Annotated in this window: 19 protein-coding genes; 15 read left to right on the forward strand and 4 right to left on the reverse strand. The window is 57.6% G+C overall.

All coding sequences use genetic code 11. The features are described from left to right. The first annotated feature begins 200 nt into the window (after positions 1-200). The 7 genes from AB4O41_RS18315 to AB4O41_RS18345 all read left to right on the forward strand — a co-directional run bounded on the left by AB4O41_RS18315 (position 201) and on the right by AB4O41_RS18345 (position 6308). Positions 201-1562, forward strand: coding sequence for an OprD family porin (locus AB4O41_RS18315; RefSeq protein ID WP_460144186.1), 1362 nt, complete (start codon positions 201-203; stop codon positions 1560-1562). A gap of 293 nt (positions 1563-1855) precedes the next feature. Next, entirely contained in the window at positions 1856-2494 is a 639-nt protein-coding gene (locus AB4O41_RS18320; protein ID WP_460144187.1) for a peroxiredoxin, read from the forward strand. A 310-nt stretch (positions 2495-2804) separates the two neighbouring features. Beyond that, positions 2805-3398 carry an NADPH-dependent FMN reductase gene (gene ssuE, locus AB4O41_RS18325; RefSeq protein WP_460144188.1) on the forward strand — a complete coding sequence of 198 codons (594 nt, stop codon included), beginning with the start codon at positions 2805-2807 and terminating at the stop codon, positions 3396-3398. Positions 3399-3500: 102 nt separating this feature from the next. Next, on the forward strand, positions 3501-4466 hold the full coding sequence (locus AB4O41_RS18330; protein ID WP_460144189.1) for a sulfonate ABC transporter substrate-binding protein: 966 nt from the start codon (positions 3501-3503) through the stop codon (positions 4464-4466). Between the two features lie 6 nt (positions 4467-4472). After that, positions 4473-5255 carry an aliphatic sulfonate ABC transporter permease SsuC gene (gene ssuC / locus AB4O41_RS18335; RefSeq protein WP_460144190.1) on the forward strand — a complete coding sequence of 261 codons (783 nt, stop codon included), beginning with the start codon at positions 4473-4475 and terminating at the stop codon, positions 5253-5255. Then, positions 5252-6058, forward strand: coding sequence for an aliphatic sulfonates ABC transporter ATP-binding protein (gene ssuB, locus AB4O41_RS18340; RefSeq protein ID WP_460144191.1), 807 nt, complete (start codon positions 5252-5254; stop codon positions 6056-6058). Before ssuC ends, ssuB begins: the two co-directional genes overlap by 4 nt. 34 nt (positions 6059-6092) lie before the next feature. Further along, positions 6093-6308, forward strand: a complete 216-nt coding sequence (locus AB4O41_RS18345) for a TOBE domain-containing protein (RefSeq protein ID WP_003229256.1) — start codon at positions 6093-6095, stop codon at positions 6306-6308. Positions 6309-6524: 216 nt separating this feature from the next. Here the strand turns inward: AB4O41_RS18345 and AB4O41_RS18350 are convergent, their stop codons facing one another. Continuing rightward, positions 6525-7163 (reverse strand): TetR/AcrR family transcriptional regulator, encoded by a 639-nt coding sequence (locus AB4O41_RS18350; protein ID WP_460144192.1) that lies wholly within the window; start codon positions 7161-7163, stop codon positions 6525-6527. A 226-nt stretch (positions 7164-7389) separates the two neighbouring features. Continuing rightward, entirely contained in the window at positions 7390-8766 is a 1377-nt protein-coding gene (locus AB4O41_RS18355) for a glutamine synthetase family protein (protein ID WP_007897683.1), read from the reverse strand. A gap of 278 nt (positions 8767-9044) precedes the next feature. On the opposite strand from AB4O41_RS18355, the gene AB4O41_RS18360 reads away from it, so the two are divergent. From AB4O41_RS18360 to AB4O41_RS18395, 8 genes are all read left to right on the forward strand, one after another. Continuing rightward, the gene (locus AB4O41_RS18360; protein WP_460144193.1) at positions 9045-9821 is read left to right on the forward strand and encodes a gamma-glutamyl-gamma-aminobutyrate hydrolase family protein; all 777 of its coding nucleotides are present in this window, start codon (positions 9045-9047) and stop codon (positions 9819-9821) included. A gap of 37 nt (positions 9822-9858) precedes the next feature. Next, positions 9859-11217 carry a glutamine synthetase family protein gene (locus tag AB4O41_RS18365; RefSeq protein ID WP_217857521.1) on the forward strand — a complete coding sequence of 453 codons (1359 nt, stop codon included), beginning with the start codon at positions 9859-9861 and terminating at the stop codon, positions 11215-11217. 58 nt (positions 11218-11275) lie between these two features. Continuing rightward, complete coding sequence (locus AB4O41_RS18370; protein ID WP_460144194.1) at positions 11276-12640, forward strand: aspartate aminotransferase family protein; 1365 nt, start codon at positions 11276-11278, stop codon at positions 12638-12640. A gap of 181 nt (positions 12641-12821) precedes the next feature. Then, entirely contained in the window at positions 12822-13919 is a 1098-nt protein-coding gene (locus AB4O41_RS18375; RefSeq protein WP_367375792.1) for a polyamine ABC transporter substrate-binding protein, read from the forward strand. A gap of 187 nt (positions 13920-14106) precedes the next feature. Continuing rightward, positions 14107-15204, forward strand: a complete 1098-nt coding sequence (locus AB4O41_RS18380) for a polyamine ABC transporter substrate-binding protein (RefSeq protein WP_050682232.1) — start codon at positions 14107-14109, stop codon at positions 15202-15204. 61 nt (positions 15205-15265) lie between these two features. Next, positions 15266-16408: an ABC transporter ATP-binding protein gene (locus tag AB4O41_RS18385; protein WP_460144195.1), complete on the forward strand. Its 1143-nt coding sequence runs from the start codon at positions 15266-15268 to the stop codon at positions 16406-16408. A 35-nt stretch (positions 16409-16443) separates the two neighbouring features. Continuing rightward, complete coding sequence (locus tag AB4O41_RS18390) at positions 16444-17325, forward strand: ABC transporter permease subunit (protein ID WP_460148376.1); 882 nt, start codon at positions 16444-16446, stop codon at positions 17323-17325. Continuing rightward, on the forward strand, positions 17322-18212 hold the full coding sequence (locus AB4O41_RS18395; RefSeq protein WP_007897694.1) for an ABC transporter permease subunit: 891 nt from the start codon (positions 17322-17324) through the stop codon (positions 18210-18212). Before AB4O41_RS18390 ends, AB4O41_RS18395 begins: the two co-directional genes overlap by 4 nt. Positions 18213-18335: 123 nt before the next feature. Here AB4O41_RS18395 and AB4O41_RS18400 read toward each other — a convergent pair whose 3' ends face one another. After that, complete coding sequence (locus AB4O41_RS18400) at positions 18336-18977, reverse strand: HD domain-containing protein (protein WP_460144196.1); 642 nt, start codon at positions 18975-18977, stop codon at positions 18336-18338. Positions 18978-19210: 233 nt separating this feature from the next. After that, entirely contained in the window at positions 19211-20182 is a 972-nt protein-coding gene (locus AB4O41_RS18405; RefSeq protein ID WP_460144197.1) for an IS110 family RNA-guided transposase, read from the reverse strand. Positions 20183-20244: the final 62 nt, after the last annotated feature.

Here is a 20244-nt window from a genome sequence, read left to right on the forward strand (position 1 = left end):
GAATGAAATAATTCTTTTTGGTTTTATGGAAAAATCATTACCCTGCAGGGACCAAAACACTGCGGTTAGACCTTGGTCGTAGACACGCATGGTTACGATTGACTTGTCAGTCACGGTCTGGCGCTAATCGCGCATCTATGGATCTGGGCGTTAGACCCAAGACCAAAGAACACAAAAATTAGAACGAGAGGAGCGAAACAATGAAGAAGTCCACCTTGGCCCTGGCTGTGGCCGTAGGGGTTTTGGCGCAGCAGGCAGGCGCCGCCGGTTTTATCGAAGACAGCAAGGCTACATTGGGGCTGCGTAACTTCTACATCAACACCGATAACCGTGACGGCACTGCCAGCCCAAGTCGAAACGAAGAGTGGGGCCAAGGCTTCGATCTGCGCTTCACTTCCGGTTATACCCAAGGCACTGTCGGCTTCGGTATCGACGCCATCGGCCTGCTGGGTGTACGTCTGGATTCGGGCGGCGGCACTAATGGCAACGTTAACGCCAATGGCACCCCTGGTAACGCTTATGGCGGCACTGTGTTCCCGAGCGAGTCCAACGGCGAAGCGGTTGATAATTTCTCCAGCCTGGGCCTGACTGCCAAAGCCAAGATCTCCCAGACTGAACTGAAGCTGGGTACCTTGCAGCCAAAACTGCCGGTGATCGTGACCAACGACGGTCGTCTGCTGCCACAAACCTTCCAGGGCGGTCAGATCACTTCGGGCGAGATCAAGGACCTTACACTGGTCGGTGGTCAGATCGAGCACGCCAAGGGCCGTAACTCCAGCAACAACGAAGAGTTGTCGATCGTTGGTGCCAACGGTCGCACGGCGGCTGGTCGCGACAGCAACAAATTCTATTACGGTGGCGGTGACTACAAAATCACCAAAGACCTGACTGCCCAGTACTACTACGGCAACCTGGAAGATTTCTACAAGCAGCACTTCCTGGGTCTGGTTCACAACTGGGCAATCGGCCCGGGCGTTCTGAAATCCGACCTGCGCTACTTCAACAGCCGGGATGACGGTGCCAACGGTCACGACGCCAACTACTTCACCTCTGGCAACTACAATGCGCCAAACGGTAAAGGCAAGGTCGACAACAACCTGTATAGCGGCCTGTTCCTGTATACCGTTGCCGGCCACACCTTCGGCGGCGGCTATCAGGTCAGCAACGGTAGCAGCGACTTCCCTTACTTGAACCAAGGTGACGGCGCTTCGGCTTACCTGACTACCGACGTGCAGATCCAGAAGTTCGCCCGTGCCGGCGAGCGCACTTGGCAAGCACGCTACTCGTATGACTTTGCCAAGGTCGGTGTACCAGGTCTGACGGCCGGTCTGATCTACCTGAAAGGTGATGACATTGATACCGTCAACGCTCGCGGTGGCGAGTTGGCTAACGGTGCTTCCGAGTGGGAACGCGACCTGACTCTGGGTTACGTCGTACCAGAAGGCCCGCTGAAAAACCTTGGTTTCATGTGGAAAAACGCCATGTGGCGTACCGACCTGCCGAGCACTCGTTCGCAGGACGAAAACCGCCTGATCGTCAGCTACTCGATCCCGCTGTTGTAATAGCGCTCGCGTTACCGACGTAAAAAAAGCCCCGCCCGGCATCTCGCCGGGCGGGGCTTTTGCGTTTTCAAAGCGGGGTCACCCCCGTAATCCCGCCTTGAAAATCCCCTCTTTACAGCAACTCAAGGCCTTCTCGAACCTTGTCGGCGATGTTCGTCCTCATGTGCATTCAGGTCCAGTGAACAGATATTTAATATTCACTTATGATCTAAATAAATCGATATTTATTCTTTTTAATTAATATCGAACGCAGGCACAGTTGAGCTCAACAAGCACTCACAAGGATCAGCATCATGAGCCTCAGACTTGGCGATATCGCCCCCGATTTCGAGCAGGATTCCAGCGCCGGCACTATTCGTTTCCACGAATGGCTGGGCGATAGCTGGGGCGTGTTGTTTTCCCATCCGGCGGACTTCACGCCGGTGTGCACCACCGAGCTGGGCTTCACCGCCAGGCTCAAGGATGAATTCGCCCAGCGCGGCGTCAAAGCCATTGCTCTGTCGGTAGACCCGGTGGACTCGCATCACAAGTGGATCGAGGACATCAACGAAACCCAGAACGCCATCGTCAACTTCCCGATCCTCGCCGATGCGAACCGTAAAGTATCCGACCTGTACGACCTGATCCATCCGAATGCCAACGACACCCTGACTGTGCGTTCGCTGTTTGTGATCGATCCGAACAAAAAGATCCGGCTGACGATTACTTACCCCGCGAGTACCGGCCGTAACTTCAATGAAATTTTGCGGGTGGTCGATTCGCTGCAGCTCACCGACAACTACAAGGTGGCGACCCCGGCCAACTGGCAGGATGGTGATGAAGTGGTGATCGTGCCGTCGCTCAAGGACGAAGACGAAATCAAACGACGTTTTCCCAAGGGATATCGCGCAGTGACGCCGTACCTGCGCCTGACGCCTCAACCGAACAGGTAATTATCCGAATTACTCTCGTTCCCACGCTCTGCGTGGGAATGCAGCCCGTGACGCTCCGCGTCACTGGACGCGGAGCGTCCCTTGAGGCATTACCACGCGGAGCGTGGGAACGATCACCACAAAGCAGGGGATTTCGGGCCGTTTCGACGGCCTGTTTTTTTGTCTGAAAAAAGACAATCTGTATATTCATTTAAAGTATAAACAAATGAATAAATATGATTTATGGATATATAAATCAGCTGTTAAGGTCACTCCATCAACGCGAGATCGCAAGCCGCGAATCGCCAACACGGCTCAAGGAATTGTCTGAATGCTGGTCGTCTCACTCGGTGGCAGTCCCAGCCCACGGTCCCGTTCCGGAGTTTTGCTGGAGCGCTCCCAACGCTGGTTGCAAGAGCAAGGGGTGGAAGTGGTGAGTTACCAGGTACGGGACTTCCCGGCCGAAGATTTGCTGCATGCCCGCTTCGACAGCCCGAAGGTGATCGACCTGCTGCAACAGATTGAAAACGCCGATGGCTTGCTGATCGCCACGCCGGTTTACAAAGCATCGTTTTCCGGCGCGCTGAAAACCCTGCTCGATCTGCTGCCCGAACGTGCCCTGAGCCACAAGGTGGTTTTACCGATGGCTACCGGCGGCAGCATCGCCCACATGCTAGCGGTGGATTACGCGCTCAAACCGGTGCTGTCGGCCTTGAAAGCCCAGGAAATGCTGCAGGGGATTTTCGCCGTGGACAGCCAGATCGCCTACGGCGAAGGCAGCGCCCAGGCACAGTTGGCGCCGGAGCTTGCGCAACGATTGTTTGAAGCGCTGGAGCAGTTTTTCAGCGCCATGGCTCGTCGGCCCAGGCCGCTCGATCCTAACCTGTTGAATGAACGTTTGCTGAGTGCTCGCTGGAGCATTTAAGCCAGCACTCAAGCCACACCTGAATTTGAAGTACTTCACCTTACTGGCCCGCTAACGGGCAAGCAGGTGCAGCCAAAACCCAACTGCAAAAAGGAGAGCGCTATGCGCACTGTCATTTTGCGTCGTGGTCTGGTCGCTCTGTTTGCTGCGGCTGTGTCCTTCGGCGTTATTGCTCAAGCTCAGGCTGAGACACTAAGAATCGGTTATCAGAAGTACGGCACCCTGGTGCTACTTAAAGCCAAAGGCACTCTGGAAAAACGCCTCGCCGCCCAAGGCGTGGACGTGCAATGGACTGAATTCCCCGGCGGCCCGCAACTGCTCGAAGGCCTGAACGTCGGCTCCATCGACTTTGGCGTCACCGGTGAAACTCCACCGGTGTTCGCCCAGGCGGCCGGCGCCGATCTGCTCTACGTGGCCTATGAACCACCAGCGCCCCACAGCGAAGCGATCCTGGTGCCGAAGAACTCGCCGATCCAATCGGTGCAGGACCTCAAGGGCAAGAAAGTTGTGCTCAACAAAGGCTCCAACGTGCATTACCTGTTGGTGCGTGCGCTTGAAGACGCCGGCCTCAAATACACTGACATCCAGACCGTATTCCTGCCGCCAGCCGATGCCCGCGCCGCGTTCGAGCGTGGCAGTGTCGATGCCTGGGTGATCTGGGACCCGTACCAGGCCGCCGCCGAACAACAACTGCAAGCGCGCACCCTGCGCGATGGCCAAGGCATCGTCGACAACCATCAGTTCTACCTGGCGACCAAACCTTACGCGCAGAAAAATCCTGAAGTGATCAAGGCGCTGGTGGAAGAAGTGCGCGCGGTTGGCGAATGGTCCAAGGCCAATCCCGAGGACGTGACCAAGCAAGTTTCGCCACTGCTCGGCCTGCCAGCGGACATCACCCTGACCTCGATGAAACGCCAGGGCTACGGCGCGCTGTTCCTTACACCTGACGTGGTCGCGGCCCAGCAAAAAATCGCCGACAGCTTCTACCAGCTCAAGTTGATTCCCAAACCCTTGAGCATCAAGGACGTAATCTGGACGCCACCGGCGGCCGTAGCCAAAGCGCAGTAATTCACCATGAAGAAAATCATCAACAACCTCGCGCCTTGGGCGTTGCCGGTCTTATTGCTGGCGGTATGGCAGTTGTCAGTATCGACGGGCTGGTTGTCTACGCGAATTCTGCCGGCGCCGATCGCGGTGATCGAGGCCGGTGTGAGCCTGGTCAGGAGCGGTGAAATCTGGACCCACCTGGCCATCAGCGGCTGGCGCGCGGCACTCGGTTTCGCCATTGGCGGCGGCATCGGTCTGGCCTTGGGCTTCATCACCGGCTTGTCAAAATGGGGCGAGCGCCTGCTCGACAGTTCGGTGCAGATGATCCGCAACGTACCGCACCTGGCGCTGATTCCACTGGTGATCCTGTGGTTTGGTATCGACGAGTCGGCGAAGATTTTTCTGGTGGCGTTGGGCACGGTGTTCCCGATCTATCTCAACACGTATCACGGTATCCGCAACGTCGATCCGGCGCTGGTGGAGATGGCGCGCAGTTATGGCTTGTCCGGTTTCAGCCTGTTTCGCCAAGTGATCCTGCCGGGTGCATTGCCTTCGATTCTGGTCGGTGTGCGTTTCGCGTTGGGCTTTATGTGGCTGACATTGATCGTGGCGGAAACCATTTCCGCGAGCTCGGGCATCGGCTACCTGGCGATGAATGCCCGGGAGTTTTTGCAGACCGACGTTGTGGTGCTGGCGATTCTTTTGTACGCGGTGCTCGGCAAGCTGGCTGATCTTGCGGCACGTGGGCTTGAACGTGTGTGGCTGCGCTGGCATCCGGCTTATCAGGTTGCCAAGGGAGGTGCTGCATGACGGCTCAACAACCTCCACGCCTGCTGCGCGGTATTCCGCTGGCCGTGCGCAAGCTGCAAAAAAACTTTGGTTCACGGCAAGTGCTGCGTGAAATCGATCTGCACATTCCGGCCGGGCAGTTTGTGGCGGTGGTCGGGCGTAGCGGCTGCGGTAAAAGCACCTTGCTGCGCTTGCTCGCCGGTCTCGACAAGCCCACGGGAGGTGAGTTGCTTGCAGGCTCCGCGCCACTCAGTGATGCGCGGGAAGACACTCGGTTGATGTTCCAGGAAGCACGCTTACTGCCATGGAAAAAGGTCATCGACAACGTCGGTCTCGGGCTCAAGGGCAGCTGGCGACCGCAAGCATTGGAAGCGCTGGAAGCGGTCGGCCTGGCGGATCGCGCCAACGAGTGGCCGGCAGCCTTGTCCGGCGGGCAAAAGCAGCGTGTGGCCCTGGCTCGCGCATTGATTCATCAACCGCGCTTGCTGTTGCTCGATGAACCCCTGGGCGCATTGGATGCCCTGACCCGAATCGAAATGCAGCAACTGATCGAACGACTCTGGCAACAGCATGGCTTCACCGTGTTGCTGGTGACCCACGACGTCAGCGAAGCGGTGGCGATTGCCGATCGGGTGATCCTGATTGAAGAGGGCGAAGTCGGCCTCGACCTGCATGTGGAACTGCCGCGCCCTCGGGTCCGTGGCTCCCATCGGCTGGCGGCGCTGGAAACCGAAGTGCTCAACCGCGTGCTGTCCCTGCCTGGCCAACCGCCAGAACCGGAACCTGTTTCACCACTGCCTACGCAATTGCGCTGGGCTCAATAACTTAGAGATTCATCCCACGACAGGAATCAACATCATGACTATCAAAGCCATCAACGTTCGCAACCAGTTCAAAGGCTCGATCAAGGAAATCGTGCTGGGTGACGTGCTGTCGGAAATCGACGTGCAGACCGCCTCCGGCATCGTCACTTCGGTGATTACCACCCGTTCGGTGAAAGAGCTGGAACTGGTGGTCGGCAGTGAAGTGATCGCGTTTGTAAAATCCACCGAGGTATCGATCGCCAAGTTGTAAGCGCATGCGCAAACAACAACCCCGGAGGGTGTGAGCCCTTCGGGGTTTTTAATGCGCGTGATTCAGTGAGTTCGGCGGTGCGGCCTTCGCGAGCAAGCCCGCTCCCACATTTGATTTTCAGTGGACACAGATTCTCTGTACGACAGAAATCCACTGTGGGAGCGGCGGTGCGACGATTCGACTTCCTCGCGAAGGGGCCAGTGAAGCCAGCGAAGATCAGGCTGTAATAGCGCGCTTGGGCAGATAGGGCGGCAAATACAGCCCAAGATAAGCATCAAACACCCGCATCCCTTCTTCAGCCATTCGCGGCGTGATCTGCCCATGCTGCTGCACCGAGCGTGCATACACCCGATCGCCCAGCTCCATGGCCAGGGCAAACACATCGACATCACTTGGCAGCGTCGGCAGTTCGAAGTGGTGGTCGAACAACTTATGCATCAGGTCGCCGAGTTCGATGTCGTGCTGACGGTCGGCCTGGGTGACTTCGGTCAGGCCATGCTGGGCCAGAATGAGTTGGCGGGCGGCGGCGTCTTCGCTGTAGATCGCCAGCATGCGTTGTTCCACCAACCGCGACAGGTCACGCCAACCGCTCAACGCATCGTGGTCGATGGGCGCTTGCAGGCAGGCGCGGAACGCGGCGTGGACGTCGGCGGTCAGGGCTTCAAGCAGCGCCGGGACACTGGCAAAAAAATGGTAGACGGAGGAGGGCGGGATCTCCGCGCGTTCGGCGACGCTGTAAATCGACAGGCTGGCCACGCCCTCGGCGGCCAGCAGCGTGCGGGCGGCATCGAGTATCGAATCGATCCGGGCCTGGCTGCGGGCGCGAGGTTTGCGAATGGTGGCGGTGCGCGTCATTGAAGTCTCCTGCAGGGCAGGGGGCATTGTACGAGCAGGGTTTGATGTTGTCTGCCAGGACGCTATCGCGAGCAGGCTCGCTCCCACAGGGGATTTCCTGTGTACACAAAATTTATGTTCATTGGAGATTAATTGTGGGAGCGAGCCTGCTCGCGATTCGCCGTAGGCGACCATAAAAAACGCCGCAAGCTGTGAGGCCGGCGGCGTTGTTTTTTACTGCAACCGCTTACACGGTATGCAGGTACCAGTTGTACTCGAGGTCGGAGATGGAGTGTTCGAACTCCTCCAGCTCGCTCTCTTTACAGGCGACAAAGATATCGATGTATTTCGGATCGATGTACTTGGCCATGACTTCGCTGTCATCCAACTCACGCAGTGCATCACGCAAATTGTTCGGCAGGCTTTGCTCGTTCTGCTCGTAGGAGTTGCCTTCCACGGGTGCGCCCGGCTCGATCTTGTTGGTCAGGCCGTGATGCACGCCCGCCAAAACCGAAGCCATCAACAGATACGGGTTGGCGTCGGCGCCGGCGACACGATGCTCGATGCGCACGGCATCGGAGGAACCGGTCGGTACGCGGATGGCCACGGTGCGGTTGTCCAGGCCCCAGCACGGCGAGTTCGGCACGTAGAACTGTGCGCCGAAACGACGGTAGGAGTTGACGTTCGGGCAGAGGAAAGCCATCTGCGCCGGCAGGGTCTCGAGCACACCGCCGATCGCGTGACGCAGTGCGGCGTTCTGCTCGGGATCCTCGCTGGCAAAAATGTTTTTGCCATCTTTATCAAGAATCGAGATGTGGACGTGCAGACCGTTACCCGCCTGGCCTGGGTAAGGCTTGGCCATGAAGGTGGTGTCCATTTCATGGTCGTAGGCGATGTTTTTGATCAGACGCTTGAGCAGGACCGCATAGTCGCAGGCCTTGATCGGGTCGGCCACGTGGTGCAGGTTCACTTCGAACTGTGCCGGGGCGCTTTCCTTGACGATCGCGTCGGCAGGGATGCCTTGCTCCTTGGCGCCTTCCAGAATGTCCTGGAGGCAGTCGACGTATTCGTCGAGGTCGTCGATCAGGTAGACCTGTGTCGAATGCGGGCGTTTGCCGGAGATCGGCGAGCGCGGCGGTTGTGGACGACCGTTCACGTTCTCCTGGTCGATCAGGTAGAACTCCAGTTCGAACGCGGCGCAGATGGTCAGGCCCATCTCGTCGAACTTGGCTACGACTTGTCGCAGGACTTCGCGCGGGTCGGCGAAGAAAGGATCACCTTCGAGTTCGTGCATGGTCATTAACAGTTGCGCGGTCGGGCGCTTCTGCCAAGGCTCATTGCACAGGGTGTCGGGGATTGGATAGCAGATTCGGTCAGCATCGCCGATGTCCAGGCCCAGGCCGGTGCTTTCCACCGTCGAGCCATTGATATCCAGAGCAAATAGAGAGGCCGGCAGGTTGATGCCTTTCTCGTAAACCTTGTGGAGGCTGGTGCGTTCAATGCGCTTGCCGCGCACCACACCATTCATATCCGCAATCAGAAGGTCAACGTACAGAACCTCAGGATGTTCCTTAAGGAACGCGTTCGCTTCGTTAAGCTGAACGGCACGCGGGGGTACCGACATGATGCAACACCTTTGTTGTTAAAAATATCAATCATTGATCTCTTCGGATTCCAGTCAACCCGAACGGCATGCCGAAGTCAAGCGAGGCCTTTTTTGCCCTAAAAAGCACTCTCTGGGCTTTTTTGAGGCACTTTGGGGCGTTTTTTTGGCCTTCAGCGTTCTTGGCGCCCGCGAGCTTGAGCGGGCCGTGTTGTATTTTTTACGGGGGTGTTGTGTAAAAAAATGAACAAGGCTAAGCTCGATTTAAACCCATAACAGCAATAATACCGGGGTGCTTCATGTCTCGCCTGCCGTTAATCGGCGTCACCGCCTGCTCAAAGCAGATCGGTCTGCATGCTTATCACATCAGTGGCGACAAATACGTACGCGCCGTGGCTTCAGCTGCCAAGGGCCTGCCGTTGATTCTTCCATCGCTGGCGGATCTACTGGCGTCGCCCGATATTCTGGACTCTCTGGACGGCATTCTCTTTACAGGCTCTCCATCTAATATAGAACCGTTTCACTATAACGGCCCGGCCAGTGCGCCAGGTACTGCTCATGATTCTGCACGCGATGCCACCACTCTCCCGCTGATCCGCGCCGCTGTCGAGGCCGGTGTTCCCGTGCTCGGCATTTGCCGCGGCTTCCAGGAAATGAATGTGGCGTTCGGCGGCAGCCTGCATCAAAAAGTTCACGAAGCCGGTGCTTTCATGGATCACCGTGAAGATGACAGCTTGCCTCTGGAAGGGCAGTACGCGCCAAGTCACCCGGTGCACGTCCAATCGGGCGGTGTACTGGCCGGACTTGGCCTGGCGAGCGAGATTCAAGTCAATTCGATTCATGGTCAGGGCGTTGACCGTCTGGCGCCGGGCCTTCGCGTAGAGGCTTTGGCGCCAGACGGATTGATCGAAGCTGTCTCCTTCGATGGCGCCAAGGCTTTTGCTCTGGGAGTTCAATGGCATCCCGAATGGCAGGTAAGCTCTAACCCTGACTACCTTGCGATTTTCCAGGCATTTGGCGATGCCTGCCGCAAGCGCGCACTACAACGCGACGCCGATGCGTCAAACAACGCCTGACTTATCAAAGTCAGGAAACTCAGCCTAAGAGGCATTTATGAGTAACAACCTCGACCAGCTCACCGATTGGTTGAAAGACCACAAGATCACAGAAGTCGAATGCATGATTGGCGACCTGACCGGCATCACCCGGGGCAAGATTTCGCCGACCAACAAGTTCATTGCCGAAAAAGGCATGCGCCTGCCCGAAAGCGTTCTGTTGCAGACCGTGACCGGCGACTACGTCGAAGACGACATCTATTACGAACTGCTCGACCCGGCCGACATCGACATGATCTGCCGCCCCGACCAGAACGCGGTATTTCTGGTGCCTTGGGCCATCGAGCCCACCGCGCAGGTGATCCACGACACCTACGACAAGCAGGGCAATCCGATCGAGCTGTCACCGCGCAATGTGCTCAAGAAGGTGCTGAAACTCTACGCCGACCACGGCTGGCAGCCGATCGTGGCGCCGGAAATGGAGTTCTATCTCACCAAGCGCAGCGATGACCCGGATTACCCGTTGCAACCGCCGATTGGCCGCTCTGGTCGTCCGGAAACCGGTCGCCAGTCGTTCTCGATTGAAGCCGCGAACGAATTCGATCCGTTGTTCGAAGACGTCTACGACTGGTGCGAACTGCAAGAGCTGGACCTTGATACGCTGATCCACGAGGACGGCACCGCGCAGATGGAAATCAACTTCCGTCATGGCGATGCCCTATCTTTGGCCGACCAGATTCTGGTGTTCAAACGCACCATGCGTGAAGCCGCGCTCAAGCACAACGTGGCGGCGACCTTCATGGCCAAGCCCATGACCGGCGAGCCGGGCAGCGCCATGCACTTGCACCAGAGCATCATCAGTATCGAGACCGGCAAAAACGTTTTCTCCAATGAAGACGGGACCATGAGCCAGCTATTCCTCAACCACATCGGCGGCTTGCAGAAATTCATTCCTGAGCTGCTGCCGTTGTTCGCACCCAACGTCAATTCGTTCCGCCGCTTCCTGCCGGATACCTCGGCACCGGTGAACGTGGAGTGGGGCGAAGAGAACCGCACCGTAGGCCTGCGGGTTCCGGATGCCGGGCCGCAGAACCGTCGGGTGGAAAACCGCCTGCCGGGTGCCGATGCCAACCCTTACCTGGCCATCGCCGCCAGCCTGTTGTGCGGCCTCATCGGCATGGTCGAAGGGCATAACCCGAGTGCTCCGGTCGTGGGTCGTGGTTACGAGCGGCGCAACCTGCGCCTGCCACTGACTATTGAAGATGCCCTGGATCGCATGGAAAACAGCAAGACCATCGAAAAGTACCTGGGCAAGAAATTCATCACGGGCTACATCGCGGTCAAGCGTGCCGAGCATGAAAACTTCAAGCGCGTGATCAGTTCGTGGGAGCGGGAGTTCCTGCTTTTCGCCGTCTGATGCGCCGGGTACCGCGGGTCTTGGCGGTGCCCTCTACTCGAATCCAAGGAGAATTCGCATGACCAGCAACAACCCGCAAACCCGTGAATGGCAAGCCCTGAGCAACGATCACCACCTGGCCCCGTTCAGCGACTTCAAGCAGTTGAAAGAGAAAGGCCCGCGCATCATCACCAATGCCAAGGGCGTTTACCTCTGGGACAGCGAAGGCAACAAGATCCTCGACGGCATGGCCGGCCTGTGGTGTGTAGCGATCGGCTACGGTCGCGATGAGCTGGCCGATGCCGCCAGCAAACAGATGCGCGAACTGCCTTATTACAACCTGTTTTTCCAGACCGCTCACCCGCCGGTGCTGGAGTTGGCCAAGGTGATTGCCGACGTTGCGCCTGAAGGCATGAATCACGTGTTCTTCACCGGTTCCGGTTCCGAAGGCAACGACACCATGCTGCGGATGGTTCGCCACTACTGGGCGATCAAGGGCCAGCCGAAGAAGAAAGTCATCATCAGTCGCAAGAACGGCTATCACGGTTCTACCGTGGCCGGCGCGAGCCTGGGTGGCATGACGTACATGCACGAACAGGGCGACTTGCCGATCCCGGGCATCGTCCACATTGCCCAGCCGTACTGGTTCGGCGAAGGCGGCGACATGACCCCGAATGAGTTCGGTATCTGGGCGGCCAATCAGCTGGAAGAGAAGATTCTGGAAGTCGGGGTCGACAACGTCGGTGCCTTTATTGCCGAACCGATCCAGGGCGCTGGCGGCGTGATCATTCCGCCAGACAGCTACTGGCCGCGCATCAAGGAAATCCTCGCCAAGTACGACATTCTGTTCGTGGCCGACGAAGTGATTTGCGGTTTCGGCCGTACCGGCGAGTGGTTCGGTACCGATTTCTACGACCTCAAACCCCACATGATGACCATCGCCAAAGGCCTGACCTCCGGCTACATCCCGATGGGTGGCCTGATCGTGCATGACGACGTGGTCGAGGTGCTCAACGAAGGCGGTGATTTCAACCACGGTTTCACTTATTCCGGGCACCCGGTGGCCGCTGCGGTGGCGCTGGAAAACATCCGCATCTTGCGCGACGAGAAAATTGTCGAGCGCGTGCGTACAGAAACGGCACCTTATTTGCAAAAGCGTCTACGGGAACTGAGCGATCACCCGTTGGTGGGAGAAGTGCGTGGGGTCGGTCTGTTGGGGGCCATCGAACTGGTTCAGGACAAAGCCACCCGCAAACGTTACGAAGGCAAGGGCGTCGGCATGATTTGCCGCACCTTCTGCTTCGACAACGGCCTGATCATGCGCGCGGTGGGCGACACCATGATCATTGCACCGCCACTGGTGATTACACCGGCTGAAATCGATGAGCTGGTAACAAAAGCACGCAAGTGCCTGGACCTGACCCTGAGTGCGTTACAGGGCTAAGTGCTAGGCTCTGAGCGAGGTGCGAAAATTGTACTTCGCTCAGTGCAAACAAAGGATGGGTCTTTCCTTGAAAGCCTGCCTTGGATCTTGCCAGACTACCGGTTGTTCGGATGCCCAGTAACAGGCCGCTGAGCACGTGGTTAAAAAGAAAATTGGAGCATTACCCATGAAGGCATTAGGTATGAAGATAGCTGGCAAGACCCTCCTCGCCATGTCCCTGATGGGCGTGATGGCGGGCGCCGTTCAGGCGGACGACAAAGTGCTGCACGTGTACAACTGGTCCGATTACATCGCACCGGATACCGTCAAGAAGTTCGAAGCCGAGTCGGGTATTAAAGTCGTCTACGACGTGTTCGACAGTAACGAAACCCTCGAAGCCAAGCTATTGGCAGGCAAGTCCGGCTACGACATCGTCGTGCCGTCGAACAACTTCCTGGCCAAGCAGATCAAGGCCGGCGTCTACCAGAAGCTGGACAAGTCCAAGCTGCCTAACTGGAAAAACCTGAACCCGGACCTGCTCAAAGCGGTGTCGGTGAGCGACCCGGGTAACGAACACGCATTCCCTTACATGTGGGGTTCGATCGGTATCGGTTACAACGCCGAGAAGGTCAAGGCTGCACTGGGTGCCGATGCGCCAACCAACTCCTGGGACTTGCTGTTCAAACCTGAAAACGCTGCCAAGTTGAAGTCGTGCGGTATCAGCTTCCTCGATTCGCCAACCGAGATGATTCCGGTGGCGTTGCATTACCTGGGCTATCCAACCGACAGCCAGGACAAGAAACAATTGGCTGAAGCCGAAGCGCTGTTCCTGAAGATTCGTCCTTCGGTGGGCTACTTCCACTCGTCCAAGTACATCTCCGACCTGGCCAACGGCAACATCTGCGTCGCCGTGGGTTATTCGGGTGACATCTACCAGGCCAAGGCTCGCGCCGCTGAAGCCGGTGACAAGGTGAAAGTCAGCTACAACATTCCGAAAGAAGGTGCCGGCAGTTTCTACGACATGGTCGCCATCCCTAAAGATGCCGAGAACGTCGAAGGCGCCTACAAGTTCATGACCTTCCTGCAGAAGCCGGAAATCATGGCCGAGATCACCAACGCCGTGCGTTTCCCGAACGGTAACGCGGCGTCGACTCCACTGGTCGATAAAGAAATCACCAGCGATCCAGGCATCTACCCGCCAGCGGAAGTCCTGGCCAAGCTGTACGCGATTGCCGATTTGCCGGCCGCCACCCAGCGGATCCTGACTCGCAGCTGGACCAAGATCAAATCCGGTAAATAAGCCGATTTGAGGCAACTACCTGTTGCCGTCGTCACGCGACCGCGGCAACAGGAATAATTAAATGACAGAAAGTTTTGCTGGAACGGTTTTTCGCGGGTAAGTTGCGCGCCGGTTTTGTTGCCTGGCAGCCATGGCTGTCATGTAACGCGGGGCAACTTGGGCCCAACTAATTTTAGAGGACCTCCACTTGCCTATTTTTTCTTTGTTGCGCAATGCCCTGCTGGTCGGCGCCGGGCTGACACTGGCTGTCAGTGTTCAGGCCGCTGGCACAGTGCATATTTATAATTGGTCGGACTACATCGGTGAAACCACCCTGGCCGACTTCCAGAAAGAAACCGGCATCAAGCCGGTGTATGACGTATTCGATTCCAACGAAACCCTGGAAGGCAAGTTGCTGGCCGGGCGTACCGGTTATGACGTAGTCGTGCCGTCCAACCACTTCCTTGGCAAGCAGATCAAGGCCGGGGCTTTTCAGAAGCTCGACAAATCGAAGCTGACCAACTACTCCAACCTCGACCCGGTACTGCTCAAGCGCCTGGAACAGAACGATCCGGGCAATCAGTATGCCGTGCCGTATCTGTGGGGCACCAACGGCATCGGTTACAACGTTGATAAGGTCAAGGCGGTGCTGGGCCTCGACAAGATCGATTCCTGGGATGTTGTGTTCGAACCGCAGAACATCAAGAAGCTGCACAGCTGTGGCGTGGCGTTCCTCGACTCTGCCGATGAAATGATGCCCACGGTCCTCAACTATATGGGCCTGAACGCCAACAGCACCAACCCCGAAGACTACAAAAAGGCTGAAGCCAAGTTGCTGGCAGTGCGGCCTTACGTGACGTATTTCCACTCGTCCAAATACATCGCAGACCTGGCCAACGGTGACATCTGCGTGGCGATCGGTTTCTCTGGCGATATGTTCCAGGCCAAGGCCCGCGCGGCTGAAGCCGGCAAAGGCATGAACATCGCCTACTCGATTCCGAAAGAGGGCGGCGCGCTCTGGTTCGACATGCTGGCGATCCCCAAGGATGCCGCCAACGCCAAAGAAGCCCATGCCTTCATCAACTATTTGCTGAAACCCGAGGTGATTGCCAAGGTCAGCGATTCCGTAGGCTACGCCAACCCGAACCCCGGGTCGGACAAACTGATGGAACAGTCCATACGCACCGACGCGTCGGTATATCCACCGCAAGCGGTCCTCGACAAGACGTACGTATCCATCGAGTTGCCACCGAACATTCAACGTTTAATGACGCGCAGCTGGACCAAGGTCAAGTCGGGCAAATAGCTTCAAACTATCCAGGTTCGCCACGTTGAGCGAACTGCAAATTCTGTTGGGAGTTTCGTAAATGGCAGTTGCCTCCGGCGCCTATAAGAAAGCCCTCGAGGGCGACCAGACACCTAAACAGGTGTTGGTCAAAATCGACCGGGTCACCAAAAAGTTCGACGAGACGATTGCCGTGGACGACGTGTCCCTGGAAATCAAGAAAGGCGAAATCTTCGCCCTGCTCGGCGGCTCGGGTTCGGGCAAATCCACCTTGCTGCGGATGCTGGCAGGTTTCGAACGGCCCACGGAGGGGCGCATTTACCTCGACGGCGTCGACATCACGGAGATGCCGCCGTACGAGCGACCGATCAACATGATGTTCCAGTCCTATGCCTTGTTCCCGCACATGACCGTGGCGCAGAACATCGCCTTCGGCCTCAAGCAGGACAAGCTCCCCGCCGCTGAAGTCGATGCACGCGTGGCCGACATGCTCAAGCTGGTGCAGATGAGCGAGTATGCCAAGCGCAAACCCCATCAGTTGTCCGGCGGTCAGCGTCAGCGTGTGGCGCTGGCGCGTTCGTTGGCCAAGCGGCCGAAGCTGTTGCTGCTCGACGAACCGATGGGCGCGCTAGACAAAAAACTGCGTTCGCAAATGCAGCTGGAACTGGTCGAGATCATCGAGCGGGTCGGCGTGACCTGCGTGATGGTGACCCACGACCAGGAAGAGGCCATGACCATGGCCGAGCGCATCGCGATCATGCACCTGGGCTGGATCGCCCAGATCGGCAGCCCGATCGACATCTACGAAACCCCGACCAGCCGTCTGGTCTGCGAGTTCATCGGCAACGTCAACATTTTCGATGGTGAAGTGATCGACGACGCCGAAGGCCACGCGACCATCACCTGCAAGGACCTGGACCGGCAGATTTATGTGGGCCACGGCATCAGCACTTCGGTGCAGGACAAGTCCGTGACCTACGCGATCCGTCCGGAAAAACTGCTGGTGACGCCGGTCATGCCGACCTGCGAGTACAACTGGTCCAGCGGCAAAGTGCATGACATCGCCTACCTTGGCGGCCACTCAGTGTTCTACGTCGAGTTGCCGAGCGGCAAGATCGTCCAGTCGTTCGTCGCCAACGCCGAACGCCGCGGCCAGCGCCCAACCTGGGGTGACCAGGTTTACGTGTACTGGGAAGACGACAGCGGCGTGGTACTTCGCTCATGAACATGCGCAAATTCAAACGCCGGCTCAATCGAATAATTCCCGGTGGCCGTCAGCTGGTCATCGGGGTTCCGTTCATTTGGCTGTTTATGTTCTTCATGCTGCCGTTCTTCATCGTTTTGAAGATCAGCTTCGCCGAAGCCGACGTGGCCATTCCGCCGTATACCGAGATCTACAGCTTCATCGACCAGAAGCTCCAGGTGCTGCTTAACCTGAGCAACTACGCGATGCTCGGCGACGACGAGTTGTACATCGCCGCCTACCTAGGCTCGTTGAAGATGGCGTTGATCAGCACCATTCTCTGTTTGCTGATCGGCTACCCGATGGCCTACGCCATTGCCAGCGCCCGCAAAGAGCTGCAGACGGTGCTGGTGCTGCTGATCATGATGCCGACCTGGACCGCGATCCTGATCCGCGTTTATGCGTGGATGGGCATCCTCAGCAACAACGGTCTTCTTAACGGCTTTTTGATGAGCATGGGCTGGATCGACGAGCCGCTGCAGATCCTCAACACCAACCTCGCAGTTTATATCGGGGTCGTTTATTCCTATCTACCGTTCATGATCCTGCCGCTCTACGCCAACCTGGTCAAACACGACACCAGCCTGCTGGAAGCCGCGTCGGACCTCGGTTCGAGCACCTTCAACAGTTTCTGGAAGATCACCGTGCCGCTGTCGAAAAACGGCATCATTGCAGGTGCAATGCTGGTGTTCATCCCGGTGGTGGGTGAGTTCGTGATCCCGGAGCTGCTCGGCGGTCCGGAAACCCTGATGATCGGTAAAGTGCTCTGGCAAGAGTTCTTCAACAACCGTGACTGGCCGGTGGCATCAGCGCTTGCGGTGGTGATGCTGGCGATCCTGATTGTGCCGATCATCCTGTTCAACCGTAGTCAGGCCAAAGAAATGGAGGGCAAGGAATGAAGCGCTTCCGTTTCTCAAGTTTCATGCTGGTAGCGGGTTTGCTGTTCATCTACGCGCCGATGCTGATCCTGGTGATCTACTCGTTCAACGCCTCGAAACTGGTGACGGTGTGGGGCGGCTGGTCGATCAAGTGGTACGTGGGGTTGATGGACAACACCCAACTGATGGGCTCGGTGGTGCGCTCGCTGGAAATTGCCTGCTACACGGCGATTGCAGCGGTGGCGCTCGGCACCTTGGCGGCGTTCGTGCTGACCCGCATCACCCACTTCAAGGGCCGCACGCTGTTTGGTGGTTTGGTCACCGCGCCGCTGGTGATGCCGGAAGTGATCACCGGTCTGTCGCTGTTGCTGCTGTTCGTGGCCATGGCGCAGATGATCGGCTGGCCACAGGAACGCGGCATCGTCACCATCTGGATCGCCCACACCACGTTCTGTGCCGCATATGTGGCGGTGGTGGTGTCGGCACGCTTGCGTGAACTGGACCTGTCCATCGAAGAGGCAGCCATGGATCTGGGCGCGCGGCCGTGGAAGGTGTTCTTCCTGATCACCATCCCGATGATCGCCCCGTCGCTGGCGGCGGGCGGGATGATGTCGTTTGCCTTGTCGCTGGATGACCTGGTACTGGCAAGCTTCGTTTCCGGTCCGGGTTCCACGACCCTGCCGATGGAAGTGTTCTCGGCGGTGCGCCTGGGCGTGAAGCCTGAGATCAACGCCGTGGCCAGCCTGATTCTGCTGGCGGTGTCGCTGGTGACTTTCCTGGTCTGGTACTTCAGCCGTCGTGCCGAAGAGATTCGCAAGCGTGCGATCCAGCAGGCCATCGAAGAAGGCGCCGCCGATTCCTGGAAACAACCGGACGTGCGCCGGGCGCAGGCGCCGGAAGCGGCTTGAGCCACGCATGATCGTTCCCACGCTCTGCGTGGGAATGCCTCAACGGACGCTCCGCGTTCGGCTCTTGATGGGACGCGGAGCGTCCCGGGCTGCATTCCCACGCAGAGCGTGGGAACGATCAGATCAAGCCACCCAAGGTGATTGGCGGATGATCTCGACGAAGTTCATCGGCTTGAAGCCCGGCTCGCTGTCCACCAGCACATCCGCGTTCACGGTGCCAAACGTGCTGTCCGGCTTATGTTTGAAGCCGTTGGCAAACGCACACAGAATGCACTCCTTGAACCCTTCACCCCGTGGATGCGCATGCACCACTGCTTCACGCTGCACGGTGGAAAACGCCGCGTAGTCGATACCCAGCACATCCATCTCGACGCCGGCCGTCACCAGCGCCACGTTGGGGCGCAAGTGTTGCGGCACGCCCGGTGTGGTGTGCAGGGCAATCGACAACCAGACCTGTTCGATATCGTCGTCAGACAAACCGTAGGGTTTGAGGAACGCTTTCGCCGCGTTGGCACTGTCGATTTCGAATCGCTCATCATCGCTGCGGTGACCCTCCACCAGGCCCAAGTCATGGAACATCGCGCCGACATATAGCAACTCCGGGTCATAGGCCAACTGCTTGCGCTCACCGCTCAAGGCACCGAACAGAAACACCCGGCGTGAGTGATGGAACAGCAGGTCGGACTCGACGTCGCGAATGTATTCAGTGGTGGCCTTGGCCAACGCGCTGTCGGGGATTTTGATACCGGCGATGATGCTGTTCATGGTGCTGTCCTCATGGGGAACGCCGTGGCGGCGCTGATGGGTCAGTCTGTTCGCGCAGCCGAAACCGGACAATCGATCCATGGCTGCGATCCCGGCCAATGAACCTGCATATCGTGCCAACCTCGCTTGTTGGGCTTGGATTGGCTAGGGTTGATGGTGATCAGCAGAAAAGATCGCAGCCTTCGGCAGCTCCTACATGGGATTGCGTACACCTGTAGATACCGTCTTAAACCTCACCGAGCAAGCGCAAGTTTCGGGTCATAAGGCTGGCCCGATTTGAGCACGCCATAAACGAAGTGCAGCAGCTTGCGCATCGCGGCACAAATGATCTGCTTGGGGGCCTTGCCGTTGGCCTTCAAGCGATCCTTCATGGCCATGATCGCCTTGTTGTGCTGCAGCGCCACCAGGCCGGGCATGTAAAGGCCTGCCCGCACGCGCGCTGAGCCGATTTTTGAGATCACAGTACGGCCTTTGAGCAGTCCCGAATCCTGCAGCTTGGGGTTCAACCCAGCAGCAGCAACCAGCTTGCGAGGATCGTCATATTTACGCAGGTCGCCCAGCTCGGCCAGCAGCCGCTCAAGCGTTTTCTGCCCGATACCGTCGATGGTCACGATCAAGTCGCGCATTTGACGCATATCCGGGTCGTCATCGATGTGTTTTTTGATCGCTTTGTGCGTTTCAGCGATCTCTTTTTCGATATGGTGCAGCACGGAGTTAATTGAGGCTTTGACCTTTTCGTCAGATACCCCCAGACGATTGAGCTCCATTTGCTGCATTTCCTGAAGGTCATCCAGGCGGCGAACCAAGGCTTTCAACTGGCGATACTTCAGAGGCTCCGGCGCCCATGGCTGAAGCTTTTCATCCTTTTCCCGGGCGAAGTCCGCGATCAGCTTGGCGTCGCTTTTATCGGTTTTGATCCGGCGTAACTCACTGCCGGCGTAGGCATGGGTCGTGGCCGGATTCACCACGCAAACCCGGTAACCCTTGTTGTAGACGAACTCGGCGAGCGCCAGGTGATAGACACTGGTGGCCTCCATCACGATCAGTGCCGAAGGTTCGACCTGCTTGTGCAGCCAGGCTTCAAACTCTTTGAATCCTTTGGCGTCGTTCGCCAGTTTGGCTTTGGTTTTATGCTTGCCATTCGGCAGGTGTGTAGCGATATCAAAGGTGTTTTTAGCGACATCGACGCCGACGAAACTGGACATGTCTTCTCCCAATCAGATCAGTTGCGATCATCACTACACTCTGTCCAACCTTGTGAATGCGG

It is taken from the genome of Pseudomonas sp. S2_A02 (assembly GCF_054668495.1).

Coding starts and splice junctions, on each gene's coding strand:
- AB4O41_RS18315 (WP_460144186.1), top strand. CDS start 201: ATGAAGAAGTCCACCTTGGCCCTGGCTGTGGCCGTAGGGGTTTTGGCG.
- AB4O41_RS18320 (WP_460144187.1), top strand. CDS start 1,856: ATGAGCCTCAGACTTGGCGATATCGCCCCCGATTTCGAGCAGGATTCC.
- ssuE (WP_460144188.1), top strand. CDS start 2,805: ATGCTGGTCGTCTCACTCGGTGGCAGTCCCAGCCCACGGTCCCGTTCC.
- AB4O41_RS18330 (WP_460144189.1), top strand. CDS start 3,501: ATGCGCACTGTCATTTTGCGTCGTGGTCTGGTCGCTCTGTTTGCTGCG.
- ssuC (WP_460144190.1), top strand. CDS start 4,473: ATGAAGAAAATCATCAACAACCTCGCGCCTTGGGCGTTGCCGGTCTTA.
- ssuB (WP_460144191.1), top strand. CDS start 5,252: ATGACGGCTCAACAACCTCCACGCCTGCTGCGCGGTATTCCGCTGGCC.
- AB4O41_RS18345 (WP_003229256.1), top strand. CDS start 6,093: ATGACTATCAAAGCCATCAACGTTCGCAACCAGTTCAAAGGCTCGATC.
- AB4O41_RS18350 (WP_460144192.1), bottom strand. CDS start 7,163: ATGACGCGCACCGCCACCATTCGCAAACCTCGCGCCCGCAGCCAGGCC.
- AB4O41_RS18355 (WP_007897683.1), bottom strand. CDS start 8,766: ATGTCGGTACCCCCGCGTGCCGTTCAGCTTAACGAAGCGAACGCGTTC.
- AB4O41_RS18360 (WP_460144193.1), top strand. CDS start 9,045: ATGTCTCGCCTGCCGTTAATCGGCGTCACCGCCTGCTCAAAGCAGATC.
- AB4O41_RS18365 (WP_217857521.1), top strand. CDS start 9,859: ATGAGTAACAACCTCGACCAGCTCACCGATTGGTTGAAAGACCACAAG.
- AB4O41_RS18370 (WP_460144194.1), top strand. CDS start 11,276: ATGACCAGCAACAACCCGCAAACCCGTGAATGGCAAGCCCTGAGCAAC.
- AB4O41_RS18375 (WP_367375792.1), top strand. CDS start 12,822: ATGAAGATAGCTGGCAAGACCCTCCTCGCCATGTCCCTGATGGGCGTG.
- AB4O41_RS18385 (WP_460144195.1), top strand. CDS start 15,266: ATGGCAGTTGCCTCCGGCGCCTATAAGAAAGCCCTCGAGGGCGACCAG.
- AB4O41_RS18395 (WP_007897694.1), top strand. CDS start 17,322: ATGAAGCGCTTCCGTTTCTCAAGTTTCATGCTGGTAGCGGGTTTGCTG.
- AB4O41_RS18400 (WP_460144196.1), bottom strand. CDS start 18,977: ATGAACAGCATCATCGCCGGTATCAAAATCCCCGACAGCGCGTTGGCC.
- AB4O41_RS18405 (WP_460144197.1), bottom strand. CDS start 20,182: ATGTCCAGTTTCGTCGGCGTCGATGTCGCTAAAAACACCTTTGATATC.